This window comes from Variovorax sp. OV700 (assembly GCF_900099805.1).
In the GTDB taxonomy this organism is placed as follows: domain Bacteria; phylum Pseudomonadota; class Gammaproteobacteria; order Burkholderiales; family Burkholderiaceae_C; genus Variovorax.
Map to the genome: position 1 here is coordinate 71,634 of NZ_FNDR01000003.1, position 14,164 is coordinate 85,797.

General features: G+C 66.3%; 15 protein-coding genes and 1 tRNA gene. 6 read left to right on the top strand and 10 right to left on the bottom strand.

Features of this window, described 5'->3' with window-relative positions; translation table 11 throughout:
* Window positions 1–85 precede the first annotated feature (85 nt).
* Complete coding sequence (locus BLR24_RS07490; RefSeq protein ID WP_093015083.1) at window positions 86–742, bottom strand: Smr/MutS family protein; 657 nt, start codon at window positions 740–742, stop codon at window positions 86–88.
* Window positions 742–1,419 (bottom strand): RadC family protein, encoded by a 678-nt coding sequence (gene radC, locus BLR24_RS07495; protein WP_093015085.1) that lies wholly within the window; start codon window positions 1,417–1,419, stop codon window positions 742–744. The genes BLR24_RS07490 and radC overlap by 1 nt, the downstream gene beginning before the upstream one ends.
* Window positions 1,420–1,527: 108 nt before the next feature.
* Here radC and BLR24_RS07500 point away from each other — a divergent pair, with 108 nt between their 5' ends.
* Genes BLR24_RS07500 through BLR24_RS07510 form a run of 3 tightly spaced genes read left to right on the top strand, consistent with a single transcriptional unit; the run spans window position 1,528 to window position 3,895 of the window.
* Entirely contained in the window at window positions 1,528–1,971 is a 444-nt protein-coding gene (locus BLR24_RS07500; RefSeq protein WP_093015087.1) for an FKBP-type peptidyl-prolyl cis-trans isomerase, read from the top strand.
* On the top strand, window positions 1,968–2,936 hold the full coding sequence (ispH, locus tag BLR24_RS07505; RefSeq protein ID WP_093015089.1) for a 4-hydroxy-3-methylbut-2-enyl diphosphate reductase: 969 nt from the start codon (window positions 1,968–1,970) through the stop codon (window positions 2,934–2,936). The genes BLR24_RS07500 and ispH overlap by 4 nt, the downstream gene beginning before the upstream one ends.
* Entirely contained in the window at window positions 2,933–3,895 is a 963-nt protein-coding gene (locus tag BLR24_RS07510) for a threonine/serine dehydratase (RefSeq protein ID WP_093015091.1), read from the top strand. The genes ispH and BLR24_RS07510 overlap by 4 nt, the downstream gene beginning before the upstream one ends.
* 7 nt (window positions 3,896–3,902) lie before the next feature.
* Here BLR24_RS07510 and BLR24_RS07515 read toward each other — a convergent pair whose 3' ends face one another.
* Window positions 3,903–4,304 (bottom strand): VOC family protein, encoded by a 402-nt coding sequence (locus BLR24_RS07515; protein WP_093015093.1) that lies wholly within the window; start codon window positions 4,302–4,304, stop codon window positions 3,903–3,905.
* A gap of 61 nt (window positions 4,305–4,365) precedes the next feature.
* On the opposite strand from BLR24_RS07515, the gene serS reads away from it, so the two are divergent.
* From serS to BLR24_RS07530, 3 genes are all read left to right on the top strand, one after another.
* Complete coding sequence (gene serS, locus BLR24_RS07520; RefSeq protein WP_093015095.1) at window positions 4,366–5,715, top strand: serine--tRNA ligase; 1,350 nt, start codon at window positions 4,366–4,368, stop codon at window positions 5,713–5,715.
* 68 nt (window positions 5,716–5,783) lie between these two features.
* Window positions 5,784–5,873, top strand: a tRNA-Ser gene (locus BLR24_RS07525).
* Window positions 5,874–6,116: 243 nt separating this feature from the next.
* Entirely contained in the window at window positions 6,117–7,532 is a 1,416-nt protein-coding gene (locus tag BLR24_RS07530) for a surface-behavior sensor histidine kinase ShkS (RefSeq protein ID WP_093015097.1), read from the top strand.
* Between the two features lie 256 nt (window positions 7,533–7,788).
* On the opposite strand, the gene BLR24_RS07535 is transcribed toward BLR24_RS07530, so the two are convergent.
* From BLR24_RS07535 to BLR24_RS07565, 7 genes are all read right to left on the bottom strand, one after another.
* Window positions 7,789–8,391, bottom strand: coding sequence for a response regulator transcription factor (locus BLR24_RS07535; protein ID WP_093015099.1), 603 nt, complete (start codon window positions 8,389–8,391; stop codon window positions 7,789–7,791).
* Window positions 8,392–8,463: 72 nt separating this feature from the next.
* Window positions 8,464–9,792 carry a tryptophan--tRNA ligase gene (locus BLR24_RS07540; RefSeq protein ID WP_093015101.1) on the bottom strand — a complete coding sequence of 443 codons (1,329 nt, stop codon included), beginning with the start codon at window positions 9,790–9,792 and terminating at the stop codon, window positions 8,464–8,466.
* A gap of 10 nt (window positions 9,793–9,802) precedes the next feature.
* Entirely contained in the window at window positions 9,803–10,474 is a 672-nt protein-coding gene (locus tag BLR24_RS07545) for a site-2 protease family protein (RefSeq protein WP_093015103.1), read from the bottom strand.
* Window positions 10,475–10,517: 43 nt separating this feature from the next.
* A complete protein-coding gene (locus tag BLR24_RS07550) occupies window positions 10,518–11,153 on the bottom strand; it encodes an L-threonylcarbamoyladenylate synthase (RefSeq protein ID WP_093015105.1) in 636 nt (211 codons plus the stop codon).
* 18 nt (window positions 11,154–11,171) lie between these two features.
* Window positions 11,172–12,149, bottom strand: a complete 978-nt coding sequence (locus BLR24_RS07555; protein ID WP_093015107.1) for a DMT family transporter — start codon at window positions 12,147–12,149, stop codon at window positions 11,172–11,174.
* Complete coding sequence (locus BLR24_RS07560) at window positions 12,146–13,003, bottom strand: 3',5'-nucleoside bisphosphate phosphatase (RefSeq protein ID WP_093015109.1); 858 nt, start codon at window positions 13,001–13,003, stop codon at window positions 12,146–12,148. The genes BLR24_RS07555 and BLR24_RS07560 overlap by 4 nt, the downstream gene beginning before the upstream one ends.
* Window positions 13,004–13,099: 96 nt before the next feature.
* Window positions 13,100–14,161, bottom strand: coding sequence for a transporter (locus tag BLR24_RS07565; RefSeq protein WP_093015111.1), 1,062 nt, complete (start codon window positions 14,159–14,161; stop codon window positions 13,100–13,102).
* Between the last annotated feature and the right edge of the window lie 3 nt (window positions 14,162–14,164).

Genomic DNA, 14,164 nt, shown 5'->3' on the forward strand with positions numbered 1-14,164 from the left:
ACCGGCTTTGCCGGGCCGCTGGTGTTGCCCCCTTGAGGGGGGAGTCGAGCTACACGAAGTGAGCGAGGGACGGGGGTGGGCCCATTCAGCGCCGCGCTGGCGCCAGCAGCACCACCAGGGCGCCCGCGCCACCCTCGGCGGGCTTGGCCTGCACGAAGGCGATCACCTCGTTCTTCTGAATGAGCCAGCGCTGCGCCTTGGTTTTGAGCACCGGCTGCTTGCCCGGTGAGCCCAGGCCCTTGCCGTGCACCACGCGCACGCAGCGCAGCCCCTGCTTGTAGGCGTTGCGGATGAAGCCGCCAAGCGCCTCGCGCGCCTCGTCGCTGCGCAGACCGTGGAGGTCGACCTGTGCCTGGATGCTCCAGTCGCCCTTGCGCAGCCGCGCGGTCACGTCGGTGCCGATGCCCGGGCGGCGAAAGCTCATGGCGTCGTCGACGTCGAGCAGGGTGGTCACGTCGAATTCGTCGGACAGCGATTCGCGCAGCACGCGCTGTTCGTCGAGCTGGTGTTGTACCGGGATGGGCGCCGGCGGCTCGGGCGCGAGCGGCACCGCGGCCTTGCGGCGAAGCGGCTCCGTGGCGCCGATGGCGCGCGCGAACAGGTCTTTCTCGGCGGCGCGCTTGCGTTCCGCCGCGGCCTTGACGGCGGCTGCGGCCGCTTCGCGCTCGCGGGTTTCGGCCAGCGCGCGCTGCACCTGCTTCAGGTCCGCGAGATTCTTGATGGGCGGCGTGCGGGAAGCCATCAGAGCAGCCCTTTCTCGGCCATCGAAAAAGCCTGGCCGGCGCTGACGATCACGTGGTCGAGTACGCGCACGTCGATCAGCGCGAGCGCGGCGCCCAGCGTTTGCGTCAGCGACTCGTCGGCCCGGGAGGGTTCGATGCTGCCGCTGGGATGGTTGTGCGACAGCACCACGGCCGCGGCCCGGTGGTGCAGCGCGCGCGTGACCACTTCGCGCGGGTAGACGCTGGTCTGGGTCAGCGTTCCGCGAAACAGCTCCTCGAGCACGATCAGCCGGTGCTGCGCGTCGAGAAACAGCACCGCAAACACCTCGTAGGCGCGCGAACCGATGTGCAGCTGCAGATACTGCTTGACTGCCTCGGGCGAGTCAAACACCGCTCGCTCCTTGAGGCGCTCTGCCATGGCGCGGCGCGCCAGTTCGAGCACCGCGATGAGTTCGGCGCGCTTGGCATCGCCGCCCATGCCCTTGATCACCTTCAGATCCTCGGCGCCGGTCTGGAGCAGCCCTGAAAGGCCTCCGAAGTGGTCGAGCAGCTCCTGGGCCAGCTGGAGCACGTTTTTTCCGGCCACGCCCGTGCGCAGCAGCAACGCCAGCAACTCGGCGTCGGCCAGCGCGCCGGCGCCCCGTGCGATGAGTTTTTCGCGCGGGCGGGCGTGGGCGGGGAGATCCTTGAATGCCATCGGAAACCTGGTGAAACCCTGAAAGGGCAGGCGAACGCGCCCGCTCCTTAAAATGCAGTCCAGTTTATCGGGACACCCACCTTGTCTTTGCCCACCTCCACTGCACCCATGTCCCACGTTGTGACTTCCGGCTCGTTCCTGACCCTGCATTACCGGCTGGCCGGTCCGGCGGGCGACATCATCAACACGTTCGACGACAAGCCCGCGACCCTGTCGCTGGGAACCGGCGAGCTTTCGCCCGCCATGGAGCAGCGGCTCATGGGCCTGGAAGAGGGCACGCACGCCACCTTCGAGCTGCCCGCCGGCGAGGCCTTTGGCGAGCGCAACCCCGAGATGCAGCAATGGGTGGCCAGGAAGCTGCTGGCGCAGATGGGCGACCCCGACGAGCAATACGCGGTCGGCGACGTGGTGCAGTTCCCCACGCCCGACGGCACGGGCAGCTACGCGGGCGCGGTGGTCGAATCGAACGAGACCGCGGTGCGCTTCGACTTCAACCATCCGCTGGCCGGGCAGCCCGTGACCTTCGAGGTGCGCCTGATCGGAGTGCTATGAACCCGAGCCTCGAAGAAGTCATCCTCGCCGAGCCGCGCGGCTTTTGCGCGGGCGTGGACCGCGCCATCGAGATCGTCGAGCGCGCCCTTGCCAAGTTCGGTGCGCCCATCTATGTGCGCCACGAGATCGTGCACAACACCTATGTGGTGAACGAGCTCAAGGCCAAGGGCGCGATCTTCATCGAAGACCTGGCCGACGTGCCGCCCGGCGCTACGCTGGTGTTCAGCGCGCATGGCGTGAGCAAGGCGGTGCAGCAGGAGGCGCGCGACCGCGGCTTCGACGTTTTCGACGCCACCTGCCCGCTGGTGACCAAGGTGCACGTCGAGGTCGCCAAGCTCGCCAAGGAAGGCTACGAGTTCATCATGATCGGCCACAAGGGGCACCCCGAGGTCGAAGGCACCATGGGCCAGCTTTCGAGCGGCATCCATCTGGTGGAAGACGTGGAAGACGTGGCCAGAGTGGCGCCCGCGCAGACCGACAAGCTCGCCGTCGTCACGCAGACCACGCTCAGCGTGGACGATGCGGCCGAAATCGCGGCGGCGGTGCGTGCGCGCTTTCCGAAGGTGCGCGAGCCCAAGCAGCAGGACATCTGCTACGCCACGCAGAACCGCCAGGACGCGGTCAAGATCATGAGCCCGCAGGTCGACCTGGTGATCGTGGTCGGCAGCCCCACCAGCTCCAACAGCAACCGGCTGCGCGAACTGGCAGAGCGCCTGGGCACCGAAAGCTACATGGTCGATTCGGCCGACGAGCTCAAGCCCGAGTGGTTCGAGGGCAAGGGCCGCATCGGCCTCACGGCCGGTGCCTCGGCCCCTGAAGTGCTGGTGCGCGAGGTGATCGAGCGGGTGAGGGCGCTCGGCGCGGTGTCGGTCCGCAAGATGGACGGCATCGAGGAAACCATCAAGTTTCCACTCCCCAAGGGCCTCAAGCTCGACGACATTCCTCCTCCGGGACACATCTCTTGATTCACGAAAACACCGACTGGCGCTCTGAAATAGACGGCGCCGCCCGCAGGCTGCGCGAGCGCTCCGGCGCCTTCCTGCGCCAGACGCCGCTCTGGAAATTGCCGGCTTCCGCTTTCGGCATCGAGGTGCCCGGCGTGGAGCTGTGGCTCAAGCTCGAGCACATGCAGGTGAGTGGCAGCTTCAAGGCGCGGGGCATGATGAATCGCCTGCTGGCCAACGACATTCCCGAGAGCGGCGTAGTCGTGGCCTCGGGCGGCAACGCCGGCATTGCCACTGCGGCGGCGGCTAAGGCCCTGGGCGTGCGCTGCCAAGTGTTCCTGCCCGGCGTTTCGCCCGAAGCCAAGCGCGCCAGGCTGCGGGCGCTGGGCGCCGAGGTGATCGTGGTCGGCGAGCTGTACCCCGACGCGCTGGCCGCCTGCCTCACGCGCCAGAAGGAAACCGGCGCCTTGCTGACCCATGCCTACGACCAGCCCGAAGTCGTGGCCGGCGCGGGCACGCTCGGCGTCGAGATCGAAGCAGAGGGCGGTTTGCCCGATTCGGTGCTCGTGAGCGTCGGCGGCGGCGGCCTGATCGGTGGCCTCGCCGGCTGGTTCCAGAAGCGCGCCCGCGTGGTGGCGCTCGAACCCGAGAAGGCGCCCACGCTGTTCCGCGCCCGTGAGGCCGGCGAGCCGGTCGACGTCGAGGTGGGTGGCATCGCTGCCGATTCGCTCGGCGCGCGCCGCATCGGCGCCATCTCATGGGAAATTACCCAGCAATACGTGCAGGACGCGCTGCTGCTGTCCGACGAATCCATCCGTGCCGCGCAGCAGTGGCTGTGGAAGGAGCTCAAGCTCGCCGTCGAGCCGGCCGCCGCGCTGCCGCTGGCGGCGCTGCAGACCGGCGCATACGTGCCCCGTGAGGGCGAGAAGGTGTGCCTGATCGTCTGCGGCGCGAACGTCGACCCGGCCAGCGTCGCCTGAAGTCCTTTTATTTCTCGCAGTTGACCATCCACGGCACGCCGAACTTGTCGGTCAGCATGCCGAAGCCGACGGCCCAGAACTGCGGGCCGTAGGGCATCGTGACCTGGCCGCCCTGGGCCAGCGCGTCGAACAGCTTTTTGCCTTCGTCCACGCTGTTGGCCTGCACGGAGAGCGAGAAGCCCTTGTGGCCCTCGAAAGGCTTGCCGGGCGGCATGTCGGAGGCCATCAGCTTGTGGCCCCGGGCTTCGAGCGCGGCGTGCATGATCTTGTTCTTGTATTCGGCAGGCGTTTCGGCGCCCATGGGGCTTTCGCCGAAGGTCATGCTGAAGATGACCTTGCCGTCCAGCGCCTTGGCATAGAAGGCCATTGCCTCGGCCGCGTTGCCGTTGAATGTCAGATAGGCTTGCATCGCTTTTTCCCTTCGGTTGAACTGTGGGGAAGGAGATGCTACGCCCACCTAAAATCCCCCCATGCTTGACATCACTCTGCTCCGCAAGGACCTGGCCTCCGCCGTCGCCGGCCTCGAAAAACGCAAGAAAAACCAGCCCTACCTCGACGTGGCGGCGTTCAGCGCGCTCGAGGCCGAGCGCAAGACGCTGCAAACCCGCACCGAGGAAATCCAGGCCCGCCGCAATACGCTGAACAAGCAGATCGGCCCGCTCAAGGCCAAGGGCGAATCGACCGATGCGCTGATGGCCGAAGTCAACGCGCTCAAGGCCGAGCAGGAATCGCAATCCAGGCGCCTCGAAGAAATCCAGCCCGAGCTGCAGGCGCTGCTGCTGGCGGTGCCCAACCTGCCGCATGCCAGCGTGCCGGTCGGCGAGGACGAAACCGGCAATGTCGAAATGCGCCGCTGGAGCCCGCAGGGCGGCGCCGGCGCCAATGCAACGCCGCTGGCCTTTGCCGCCAAGGACCATGTCGACCTGGGCGCGCCGCTCGGGCTCGACTTCGAAATGGGCGCCAAGCTCTCGGGCTCGCGCTTCAGCGTAATGAAAGGGCCGATTGCCCGGCTGCACCGCGCGCTTGCGCAGTTCATGCTCGACACCCAGACCGAGAAGCACGGGTACACCGAGTGCTACGTGCCCTACATCGTCAATGATGATTCGCTCCGCGGGACTGGGCAACTGCCGAAGTTCGAGGGGGACTTGTTTCGTGCAGACGCGTACAAAGGGCTTGCCTCGTTGCACGATGAAGAAATAATGGCACTTTCCAGGCGGTCGCTCTATCTCATTCCCACCAGCGAAGTGCCGCTGACCAACTTCGTGCGCGACGAGGTCGTGGCCGAGGCGCAGCTGCCGATCAAGCTCACGGCCCACACGCCGTGCTTCCGCTCCGAAGCCGGCAGCGCGGGCCGCGACACGCGCGGCATGATCCGCCAGCACCAGTTCGACAAGGTCGAGATGGTGCAGATCGCGCACCCCGAAAAGAGCTACGAGGCGCTCGAGCAGATGACCGGCCACGCCGAAGCCGTGCTGCAGGCGCTGGAGCTGCCGTACCGCGTGGTGCTGCTGTGCAGCGGCGACATGGGCTTCGGCGCCACCAAGACCTACGACCTGGAGGTCTGGCTGCCGGCGCAGAACACCTACCGCGAGATCAGCTCGGTGTCCAACTGCGAAGCCTTCCAGGCGCGCCGCCTGCAGGCCCGGTTCAAGAATGCGCAGGGCAAGAATGAGCTCGTCCATACGCTCAATGGCTCGGGCCTGGCGGTCGGCCGCACGCTGGTCGCAGTGCTCGAAAATCACCAGAACGAAGACGGCTCGATCAACATTCCTGCCGCGCTGCGGCCCTACCTGGGTGGGAAGGAACTGCTGCGCGGCTGATCGGGCAGGGTCGAGGGGGCTTCAAAACCCCCGTTTTTGTCTGCTAGAATCGTAGGCTCGACAGCACCGGAGAGGTGGCAGAGTGGTCGAATGTACCTGACTCGAAATCAGGCGTACTAGCGATAGTACCGAGGGTTCGAATCCCTCCCTCTCCTCCAGGAATGGCCCCGCAAAGGGGCTATTTTTTTGCCTGTCTTCCGCCATCTGCCTTTGCCCGGCCGCCTGCGCCGGCAAACAAAACTTTCGTTTCCCGGCCTTTGCGCTTCGTTCGCGGGCCCCATCAAGGTGCCGTGCCGATACCCGGGAGGGCCGCATCCGCCCGTTAAGATCGCCACCTCTTCATTCCCCGCAATTGCGGGCGGTTCCTGTAGTCGAAAACTAAAAAGAGGGCTCAACGCCACATGGCCAATGCGTCGATCGCGAGCGTGACACCGGTCCCGGCTTCGGCCGATGAAGCCGAATCGTGGGTACGCGGCGAGCTGATCCGCAGCCTGATGCGGTCCGCGCGAGGGTCGTATATGGTCTCGGCGGCGCTCATGCCGTTGATGGTCGGCCTCAACTGGAGCTACATCCCGCACTGGGAACTGCTCACGTGGCTGGCAGCCGGCTTCATTGCCACCGCCTGTCGGGCCTGGGGCGCCAAGGTCTACGCAGTGCGCTATGCCGGCCGGAGCGCAGCCGCGCAGCAGCAGTTCACCGAGCGCTACGGCTTCATCTGGAGCACCAGCGCGGTGGTCTGGGGCGCGTCGGTCCTGCTGTTCTTCGAGCGCACGCCGCAGGTCAACCAGTTCATGAGCTGGCTCATCGTGGCCGGCGTCGGCACTTTTCCGCTCAACGGGCTGGCGCTGCACCCACCGCTGCTCAAGCGCTACGTCAATACGCTGTTCATCACGATGCTCGGGGCAGTTCTGATCCGGCTCGTCAGTATCAATATCGTGGAGCCGCATTTCCAGTACGGCTTCCTGATGCCGATCCTGCCGATCCTCCACTGGTTTCTGCTGCTGCGCGCGGGGCGCAACATCCACGAGTCGGCGCGCAACAGCCTGGAGCTGCTGTTCCACAACCACATCCTGATCAAGTCGCTCACGCAGCAGCGCCAGGCCGCGGTGGCGGCCGTGGCCATGAAGAACCGCTTCCTGGCCAGCGCTGCGCACGACATGCGCCAGCCCGTGCTGGCCTTGTCCCTGTACGCCGACTGGCTGCGCAATGAGCCGGAGCTGGTGCTCGAACTGGCGCCCAAGATCGTTCGCGCCACCCATGCCGTGAACGCGCTGTTCGACTCCATGTTCGACCTGGCGCGCATCGACTCGGGCCAGGTCCGGCTGCACATCGAGCGCGTGGACGTGGCCGAGCTGCTGCATGACCTCGAACTGCAATACCGCCCAGTGGCCGAAAGCCGTGGCCTCGATTTCCGCGTGCACGTGACCGGGGGCAGCTTCCTCACCGACCCGATCCGCGTGCGCCGCATGATCGGCAACCTGCTTGCAAACGCCATCAAGTACACCGCCGACGGCGGCGTGCTGCTGGCCTCGCGGCAAACGCGCGACGGCCTGCGCATCGAGGTGTGGGACACCGGCATCGGCATTGCGCCCGAACACCTGCGCGACGTGTTCCTGGAGTTCTACAAGGTCGCCGACCACGCCGGCACCTCCGACGGCTTCGGCCTCGGCCTAGCCATCGTCGCCCGCCTCTCGCACGTCCTCGGCCACCCCGTCAGCGTCCGCTCCCGCCTCGGCAGCGGCAGCGTGTTCCGCGTCGCACTGCACGACGCCGACGAAGCCGTCGCCCAAGCCCGCGTCAGCGCCTCCGGCGGCTGAGCCTCCTGTTGCATAAAAAACCGCGCACGAGGCGCGGTTTGAATCCTTCCAGAAACACCGCGGAACCGGCTTTGCCGGGCCGCTGGTGTTGCCCCCGGAAGGGGGTTGGCGTAGCGACACGAAGTGCGCGAAGACTGGGGGAGAGCCAAGCTCTACCGAGGAACCGGCTTTGCCGGGCCTCAGGTGTTGCCCCCGGTAGGGGGTTGGCGAAGCGACACGAAGTGCGCGAAGACTGGGGGCGAGCCTAGTCTCGAGCCTAGTTACTCGAAATTAACCCATTGGTACGCGCATAGTGCAGGGCCTGCGTGCGGCTCTTCACGCCCAGCCGGCGGAACAAGCGCCACAGGTGCACCTTCACCGTGTGCTCGCTGATCTCCAGGTCGGTGGCGATGTCGCGGTTGCTCATGCCCTTGTCGAGCATGGCGATGAGCTGCGTCTGGCGCTTGGAGAGCTTGCTGTTGCTGGCCAGCGCGGGCTCGTCCCCTTCTTCGGAGCCGGCCATCAGCAGGCCGCGCAGGGCCGCGGTCAGCTCGGCCGAGCTGGCCGACTTCTCGATGTAGGTGTCGGCGCCCGCTTCGATGCAGGCGTCTTCCATGTCCCCGGCCGGCGCCGCCGAATACACGGCGATCGGCACGTTGGGGTAGACCTGCTTGACCGCGACCACGCCCGAAACGCCGTTGGTGTCGGGCAGCTTCAGGTCCAGGCAGAAGAGGGTGGGCGCACCGCGTTGCTGGACCGAACTCGCGAGCTTGTCGAGGCGCTCGAGCTCGACGATATTCTCGGCCGGCCGCAGGCGCCGCAACACCATCACGATGGCGTCGCGCATCAGGGGGTGGTCGTCGATGACATAAATGCTCATGTTTTCTTCCTTAGTGTTCGCACCGTCTTCTTTCGTCTTTCCTCGGCGGGTAAGCCGACGGATGTTGCCGGATCAACTCCCGTTGGTAGGGGCCGTTGCTTCCGCCAGTGCCTCCAGCGCCTCGTTCGCGGCGCGTAATTCTTCCGGCCCGGCCGGCTCGAGCTGGTCGGCCAGCTCGGCCAATGCCGCGCCGCGCTGCTGCTGCAGGGCGGCAATGGCCCGGCCGGCTTCCTGCGGCGAGGCAAAACCGCGACTCTGCAGCAAGGCGGTGCCGTGCGCATCGAGCAGCTTGAAATAGAACAGCCCGTCGCGCTCGCGGTACTGTTTGAAACTCGGCTTGGCAACCTTGGCCTTGCGGGCGCCGCCCTTGCCGGCGCCGGCTGCCAGATTGCGCAGGCCCACGGCATGGCGCAGCTCGGCCATGAAGGGGCGGGCCAGCTTGCGGGCCTTCTCGGCGCCGATGAGCAGGATGCGCTCGATCTCCGCCGGGTCGTTCATCAGCGCTTCGTAGCGCGCGCGCAGCGGCGCCACTTCGAGGTCGATACGCTCGAACAGCATCTGCTTCGCGTCGCCCCAGCCGATGCCTTCGGCATAGGCCTTGCGCAGCGCCTCGGTTTCTTCGGCGCTGGCAAAGGCCTGGTAGATCTGGAACAGCGCGGAGCCTTCGGTGTCCTTGGGCTCGCCGGGCGCGCGCGAGTCGGTCACGATGCTGGCGATCTGCTTTTGCAGCTGCGCGCGCGGCGCGAACATGGCAATGGTGTTGCCGTAGCTCTTGCTCATCTTGCGGCCGTCGAGGCCGGGCAGGGTGGCCACCGCATCGTCGATCTCGGCTTCGGGCAGCGTGAAGTGCTCGCCATACTGGTGGTTGAAACGCTGCGCCATGTCGCGCGCCATTTCGATGTGCTGCACCTGGTCGCGCCCCACGGGCACCTTGTGCGCGTTGAACATCAGGATGTCCGCGCCCATCAGCACCGGGTACATGAAGAGGCCGGCCGTCACGTCGGCATCCGGGTCTTCGCCCTTGGCGATGTTCTTGTCGAGCTGCGCCTTGTAGGCATGGGCGCGGTTGAGCACGCCTTTGCCGGTCACGCAGGTGAGGAACCAGGTCAGCTCGGGGATCTCGACGACGTCCGACTGGCGGTAGAAGGTGACGCGCTCCGGGTCGAGTCCGCAGGCCAGCCAGCTGGCGGCAATCTCGAGCGTCGAGCGCTGGATGAGCGCCGGCTCCTGCACCTTGATGAGCGCGTGGTAGTCGGCCAGGAAGAAAAAGCTCTCCACGCCCGGCGCGACGCTCTGCCGCACCGAATGGCGGATCGAGCCGACGTAATTGCCAAGGTGCGGCGTGCCGGACGGCGTGATGCCGGTCAGGACGCGCAGGGGAGCGGAAGAAGACGTAGCCATGAAGAGGAACTTAACGCAGCAAAGCCGTGAGCGGTGAGATAAGCAGGTTGATGACGGTGTAGCCAAAGTCCATCAGCGGACGCAGCCAGAAGGTGCTGACGATGCCCGCGAGCACCAGGCCCATCACGATGAAGAAGCCGAAGGGCTCGATGCGCGCCAGGAAATTCTGCGCCGCACCGTTGGGAAGCAGGCCCGCGAGCACGCGGCCGCCGTCCAGCGGAGGCAGCGGAAATAAGTTGAAAGCCCACATCACGAGGTTGACCAGCACGCCGCCCTGCGCCATCTTGATGAAAAAGGTTTCATCCACGCCGGCTGCGATGAGCCCGACCAGGACCAGCGCCCAAAGAATGGCCTGCACGAAATTCGATGCTGGCCCGGCCAGCGCCACCCAGATCATGTCTCGCTTCGGATGGCGCAGGCGCCCGAAGTTCACCGGCACCGGTTTGGCGTATCCGAAGAGAAAGGCTCCAGAAGTGGCAAAGTACAGCATCAGCGGCATCAGGATGGTCCCGATGGGGTCGATGTGCTTCAACGGGTTGAGCGTGACGCGGCCCATCACTTCGGCCGTGTTGTCGCCGAAATGGCGTGCCACATAGCCGTGCGCCGCCTCATGCACCGTGATCGCGAAGACCACGGGCAGTGCGTAAATAAGTACCGTCTGTATCAGGTTGGAAATATCCACTGTGCGATTGTGTCAGACAGAGTCAAAGCTTCAGTGCCGCTTGTCAGAGGCCGAGCACCGCCAGCGCGCCGCGGCCTTGCCGCACCACGACCGGATCGTCGCCCGTGCCCATGGGCGTGAGGTCGACCACGGTAGTGGGTTGCGACGGGCAGGCGCCCGCGTCAATGACCGCGCCGATCTGCTTCTCGAAGCGCTCGCGAATGGTCTGCGCGTCGTTCAGTGCCTCGGTTTCGCCGGGCGCGATCAACGTGGTGGCCAAAAGCGGCGCGCCGTGCAGCATCAGCAGTTCGAGCAGCACCTTGTGGTCGGGCACGCGCAGGCCGATGGTCTTGCGCTGCGGATGGCTCACGCGCCGCGGCACCTCCTTGGTGGCTTCGAGCAGGAAGGTGTAGGGCCCGGGCGTGGCGGCCTTCAGCAGCCGGTATTGCTTGTTGTCGACACGCGCGTAGTTGGCCAGCTCGCTCAGGTCGCGGCAGAGCAGCGTGAGGTGATGCTTCTCGTCGACCTGGCGGATGCGGCGCAACTGGTCGACCGCGTCCTTGTCGTCGAGATGGCAGGCCAGCGCGTAGCTCGAATCGGTGGGCACGGCCACGATCTCTCCGCGCTGCAGCAGCGCCGCGGCCTGCTTCAAGAGGCGTTGCTGGGGATTGTCGGGATGGACTTCGAAGTATTGGGCCATGAAGAAAAAAGCTCCTGATCAGGATTCCGCCGGTTCGATGGGCACCCGGCGCTCACGCACGGTGAGCCACGCGCCGGCCGCGCCGCAGACCGCGATCATCGCCATGCCAATGAGCGAGAAGCGGTCCGGCACGTGCGAAAAAACGAGCCGGCCGCCCAGCATGGCAAAGGCGATCTGCGCATAGAGGTACGGCGTGAGCGTCGAGGCCGGTGCGCGCTGGTAGGCCAGGATGAGAATGAAATGCCCCACCGTGCCCATGAAACCCATGAGGCACAGCAAGGCCCACCAGTGCCACGAGGGCAGGGCCATCCACACGAAGGGCAGCGTGAGCGAGGCGATCAGCGCGCCGACCCAGCCGGTATAGAAATGCATGGTCAGCGGATTTTCGGTTTGCGCCAGCTTGCTCGTGAGCACCTGGAACCATGCATTGGTCAGCACCAGCCCCACCGGCAGCAGCACGGCCCAGCTGAATGCGCCGCCGCCCGGTCGCAGGATGACCAGCGTGCCGATGAATCCCCCGGCCACCAGCACCCAGCGCAGCGGTGAGACATGCTCCTTGAGCGTGGTGGCCGCGAGCAGCGTGATGACCAGCGGCGCGACCAGCACGATCGACGTGAATTCGGCCAGCGGCATGTAGCGCAGGCTGAGGAAGGCCAGTGTGCTCGACACCAGCAGAAGCGCGCCGCGCAGCAACTGGTAGCGCGGATGTTGCGTGCGCAGCAGCGCCGTGCCATGCCGCGGGAGCAGCACCGCCGTGGTGGCCACGGCCTGGAAGGCGTAGCGGAACCACACGCCCATGAGGATCGGCACGGCGGCGGTGGAAGTCTTGGTGGCGGTGTCGAGCGTGGCAAAGCAGGCCACAGCCACCAGCACCAGGCCGATGCCCGCGAGGATGCGCTCGGATTCGGTGTCGCGCGCCCGGCGCGACATGACGCGGGCGTTCGCCAGTGCCGCCGTTGCTGCGCTGTCGATGCCGGGCCCGGGGCTCTGGCTCACTGCTGGATGCGGTCGCTGAGCAGTTCCCACACCGGCGTGAGTGCGCCGGGCAACGGTGGCAGCTTGCCGAGATCGCAGTGGCTTTCGTCGGGGCTGTGGAAATCGCTGCCGCGCGAAGCGGCGAAATCGAACTCGAGCGCCTTGTCGGCGTACTCGACGTATTCGGCCGTCGTATGGCTGCCGGTGACGACTTCGATCGCCTGCCCGCCATGCGCCTTGAATTCGAGGAACAGCGCGTATTCCTCGTTCGCCGTGAACTTGTAGCGTCCCGGGTGCGCGATGACGGCCATGCCCTTGGCGGCCGTGATCCAGTGCACCGCATCCTTCAGCGAGGCCCAGCGGTGCGGCACGTAGCCGGGCTTGCCTTCGGTCAGGTACTTGCGGAACACCTCGGACGTGTCGCGGCAGTGGCCCTGCTCGACCAGGAAGCGCGCAAAGTGGGTGCGCGAGATCAGCTCCGGGTTGCCGACGAACTTGAGCGCGCCTTCATAGGCGCCATGGATGCCGACCTTGGCCAGCCCCTCGGACATTTCCTGCGCGCGCTTGCCGCGGCCGCCGCGCGTGTCGTAGAGGCCCTGCGTCATCGCAGCGTCGTCGGGGTCGAAGCCCAGGCCGACGATGTGCACGGTCTCGTTGGCGAAGGTCACCGAGATCTCGGTGCCGGTGAGATAGCGGATGCCGTTGGCGCGCGCCGCGGCGGCTGCGCGGTGCTGGCCGCCCACCTCGTCGTGGTCGGTGAGCGCCCACAGCTCGACCCCGTTGGCCGCCGCGCGCGCGGCCAGTTCTTCAGGCGTCAGGGTGCCGTCGGAGACCACGGAATGGCAGTGCAGATCGGCATTGAGAATGGTGGACACATCGTCATTCTATTGGGTCTGGAAATCGATGCAGGCGCATGGTTGCTATTGCCGTTGCTATTAAATAAATAGCATTACTGCAATTGCCGATGCGGTTCAGCGCTTCTTGCGGAAAGCCGCCCAGGCCGCCACTGCGGTAAAGCTCGCGACGATTGCCACGACGATCCAGAACCCGTGCTTGTGCTCGGCCAGCGGAATGCCGCCCACGTTCATTCCAAACAGGCCCGCGAGGATGTTGATCGGCAGCGCGAGCACGGTCACCACGGTCAGCACGAACAGGCTGCGGTTGTTGTCCTCGTTCACGTTGGCGGCAATTTCTTCCTGCAGCAGCTTGATGCGCTCCTGCAGTGCCTGCATGTCGCGCAGCACCACCGAGAACTCCTCGGTCGATCCGCGCAGCTCCTGCACGTCGGGCTCGGCCATCCAGCCTGGCGGACCTTGCAGCAGGCGGAAGAGGGCGGCGGGTTCCGGCGCCAGCAAACGCTGCAGCCGCACCAGCAGCCGGCGCAGCACGCCGAGCCGCGCGCGCTTGTGGTCGAGCCGGCCGGCAAGCAGCTCGTCCTCGATGCGGTCGATGCGCGAAGTGACGCCGCGCACGATCTTCACCAGCACGTCGGCCTGCGCGCGCAGCAGGTGCTCGAGCAGCTCCGTGCTCGAGCGCGGAGCGTCCCCGGCCTTGACTGCCGTGCGCAGCGCATCGACCGAGCGCAGCGGCTTGGCGCGCGCCGTGACGACCAGGCGCGGCCCCACGCTGATCCAGAGCGTGGAGATGTCCGAGGGCTCGAAGCTGAACTCGAAGTGCACGTCGTTGATGACCGCGATCAGCGAATCGTCGGCACGCTCGATGCGCGTGGAGGGCAGGCCCTCGTGCAGTGTTTCGTAGAAGGTGTCGGAGAGCTGCGCATGGCGCAACAGCCAGCGCTCGGCCTGGGCGTGGCTCAGGTTGAAGTGCAACCAGAGGAATCCGGGGGAACTCGCGCGGCCCGGCGCGGCGCCCGGGCCGTCTCGTACCGAACCGGTGTCCAGCCAGGCCGCAGCCTGCGCCGAATCGATGGCCCGCACGGGCTCCGGCGCGTCGGCGTCGAACAGGTAGCCGCAGATCAGCCCGGCTTCGTCGCCGCCGTACGAATTGGCGGCCAGGTCATGGAGTGCCGGCAAGGT

Bases quoted from the DNA above. Each gene is read 5' to 3' on its own strand.
- BLR24_RS07490 (WP_093015083.1), bottom strand. From the start codon at position 742: ATGGCTTCCCGCACGCCGCCCATCAAGAATCTCGCGGACCTGAAGCAG.
- radC (WP_093015085.1), bottom strand. From the start codon at position 1,419: ATGGCATTCAAGGATCTCCCCGCCCACGCCCGCCCGCGCGAAAAACTC.
- BLR24_RS07500 (WP_093015087.1), top strand. From the start codon at position 1,528: ATGTCCCACGTTGTGACTTCCGGCTCGTTCCTGACCCTGCATTACCGG.
- ispH (WP_093015089.1), top strand. From the start codon at position 1,968: ATGAACCCGAGCCTCGAAGAAGTCATCCTCGCCGAGCCGCGCGGCTTT.
- BLR24_RS07515 (WP_093015093.1), bottom strand. From the start codon at position 4,304: ATGCAAGCCTATCTGACATTCAACGGCAACGCGGCCGAGGCAATGGCC.
- serS (WP_093015095.1), top strand. From the start codon at position 4,366: ATGCTTGACATCACTCTGCTCCGCAAGGACCTGGCCTCCGCCGTCGCC.
- BLR24_RS07530 (WP_093015097.1), top strand. From the start codon at position 6,117: ATGGCCAATGCGTCGATCGCGAGCGTGACACCGGTCCCGGCTTCGGCC.
- BLR24_RS07535 (WP_093015099.1), bottom strand. From the start codon at position 8,391: ATGAGCATTTATGTCATCGACGACCACCCCCTGATGCGCGACGCCATC.
- BLR24_RS07540 (WP_093015101.1), bottom strand. From the start codon at position 9,792: ATGGCTACGTCTTCTTCCGCTCCCCTGCGCGTCCTGACCGGCATCACG.
- BLR24_RS07550 (WP_093015105.1), bottom strand. From the start codon at position 11,153: ATGGCCCAATACTTCGAAGTCCATCCCGACAATCCCCAGCAACGCCTC.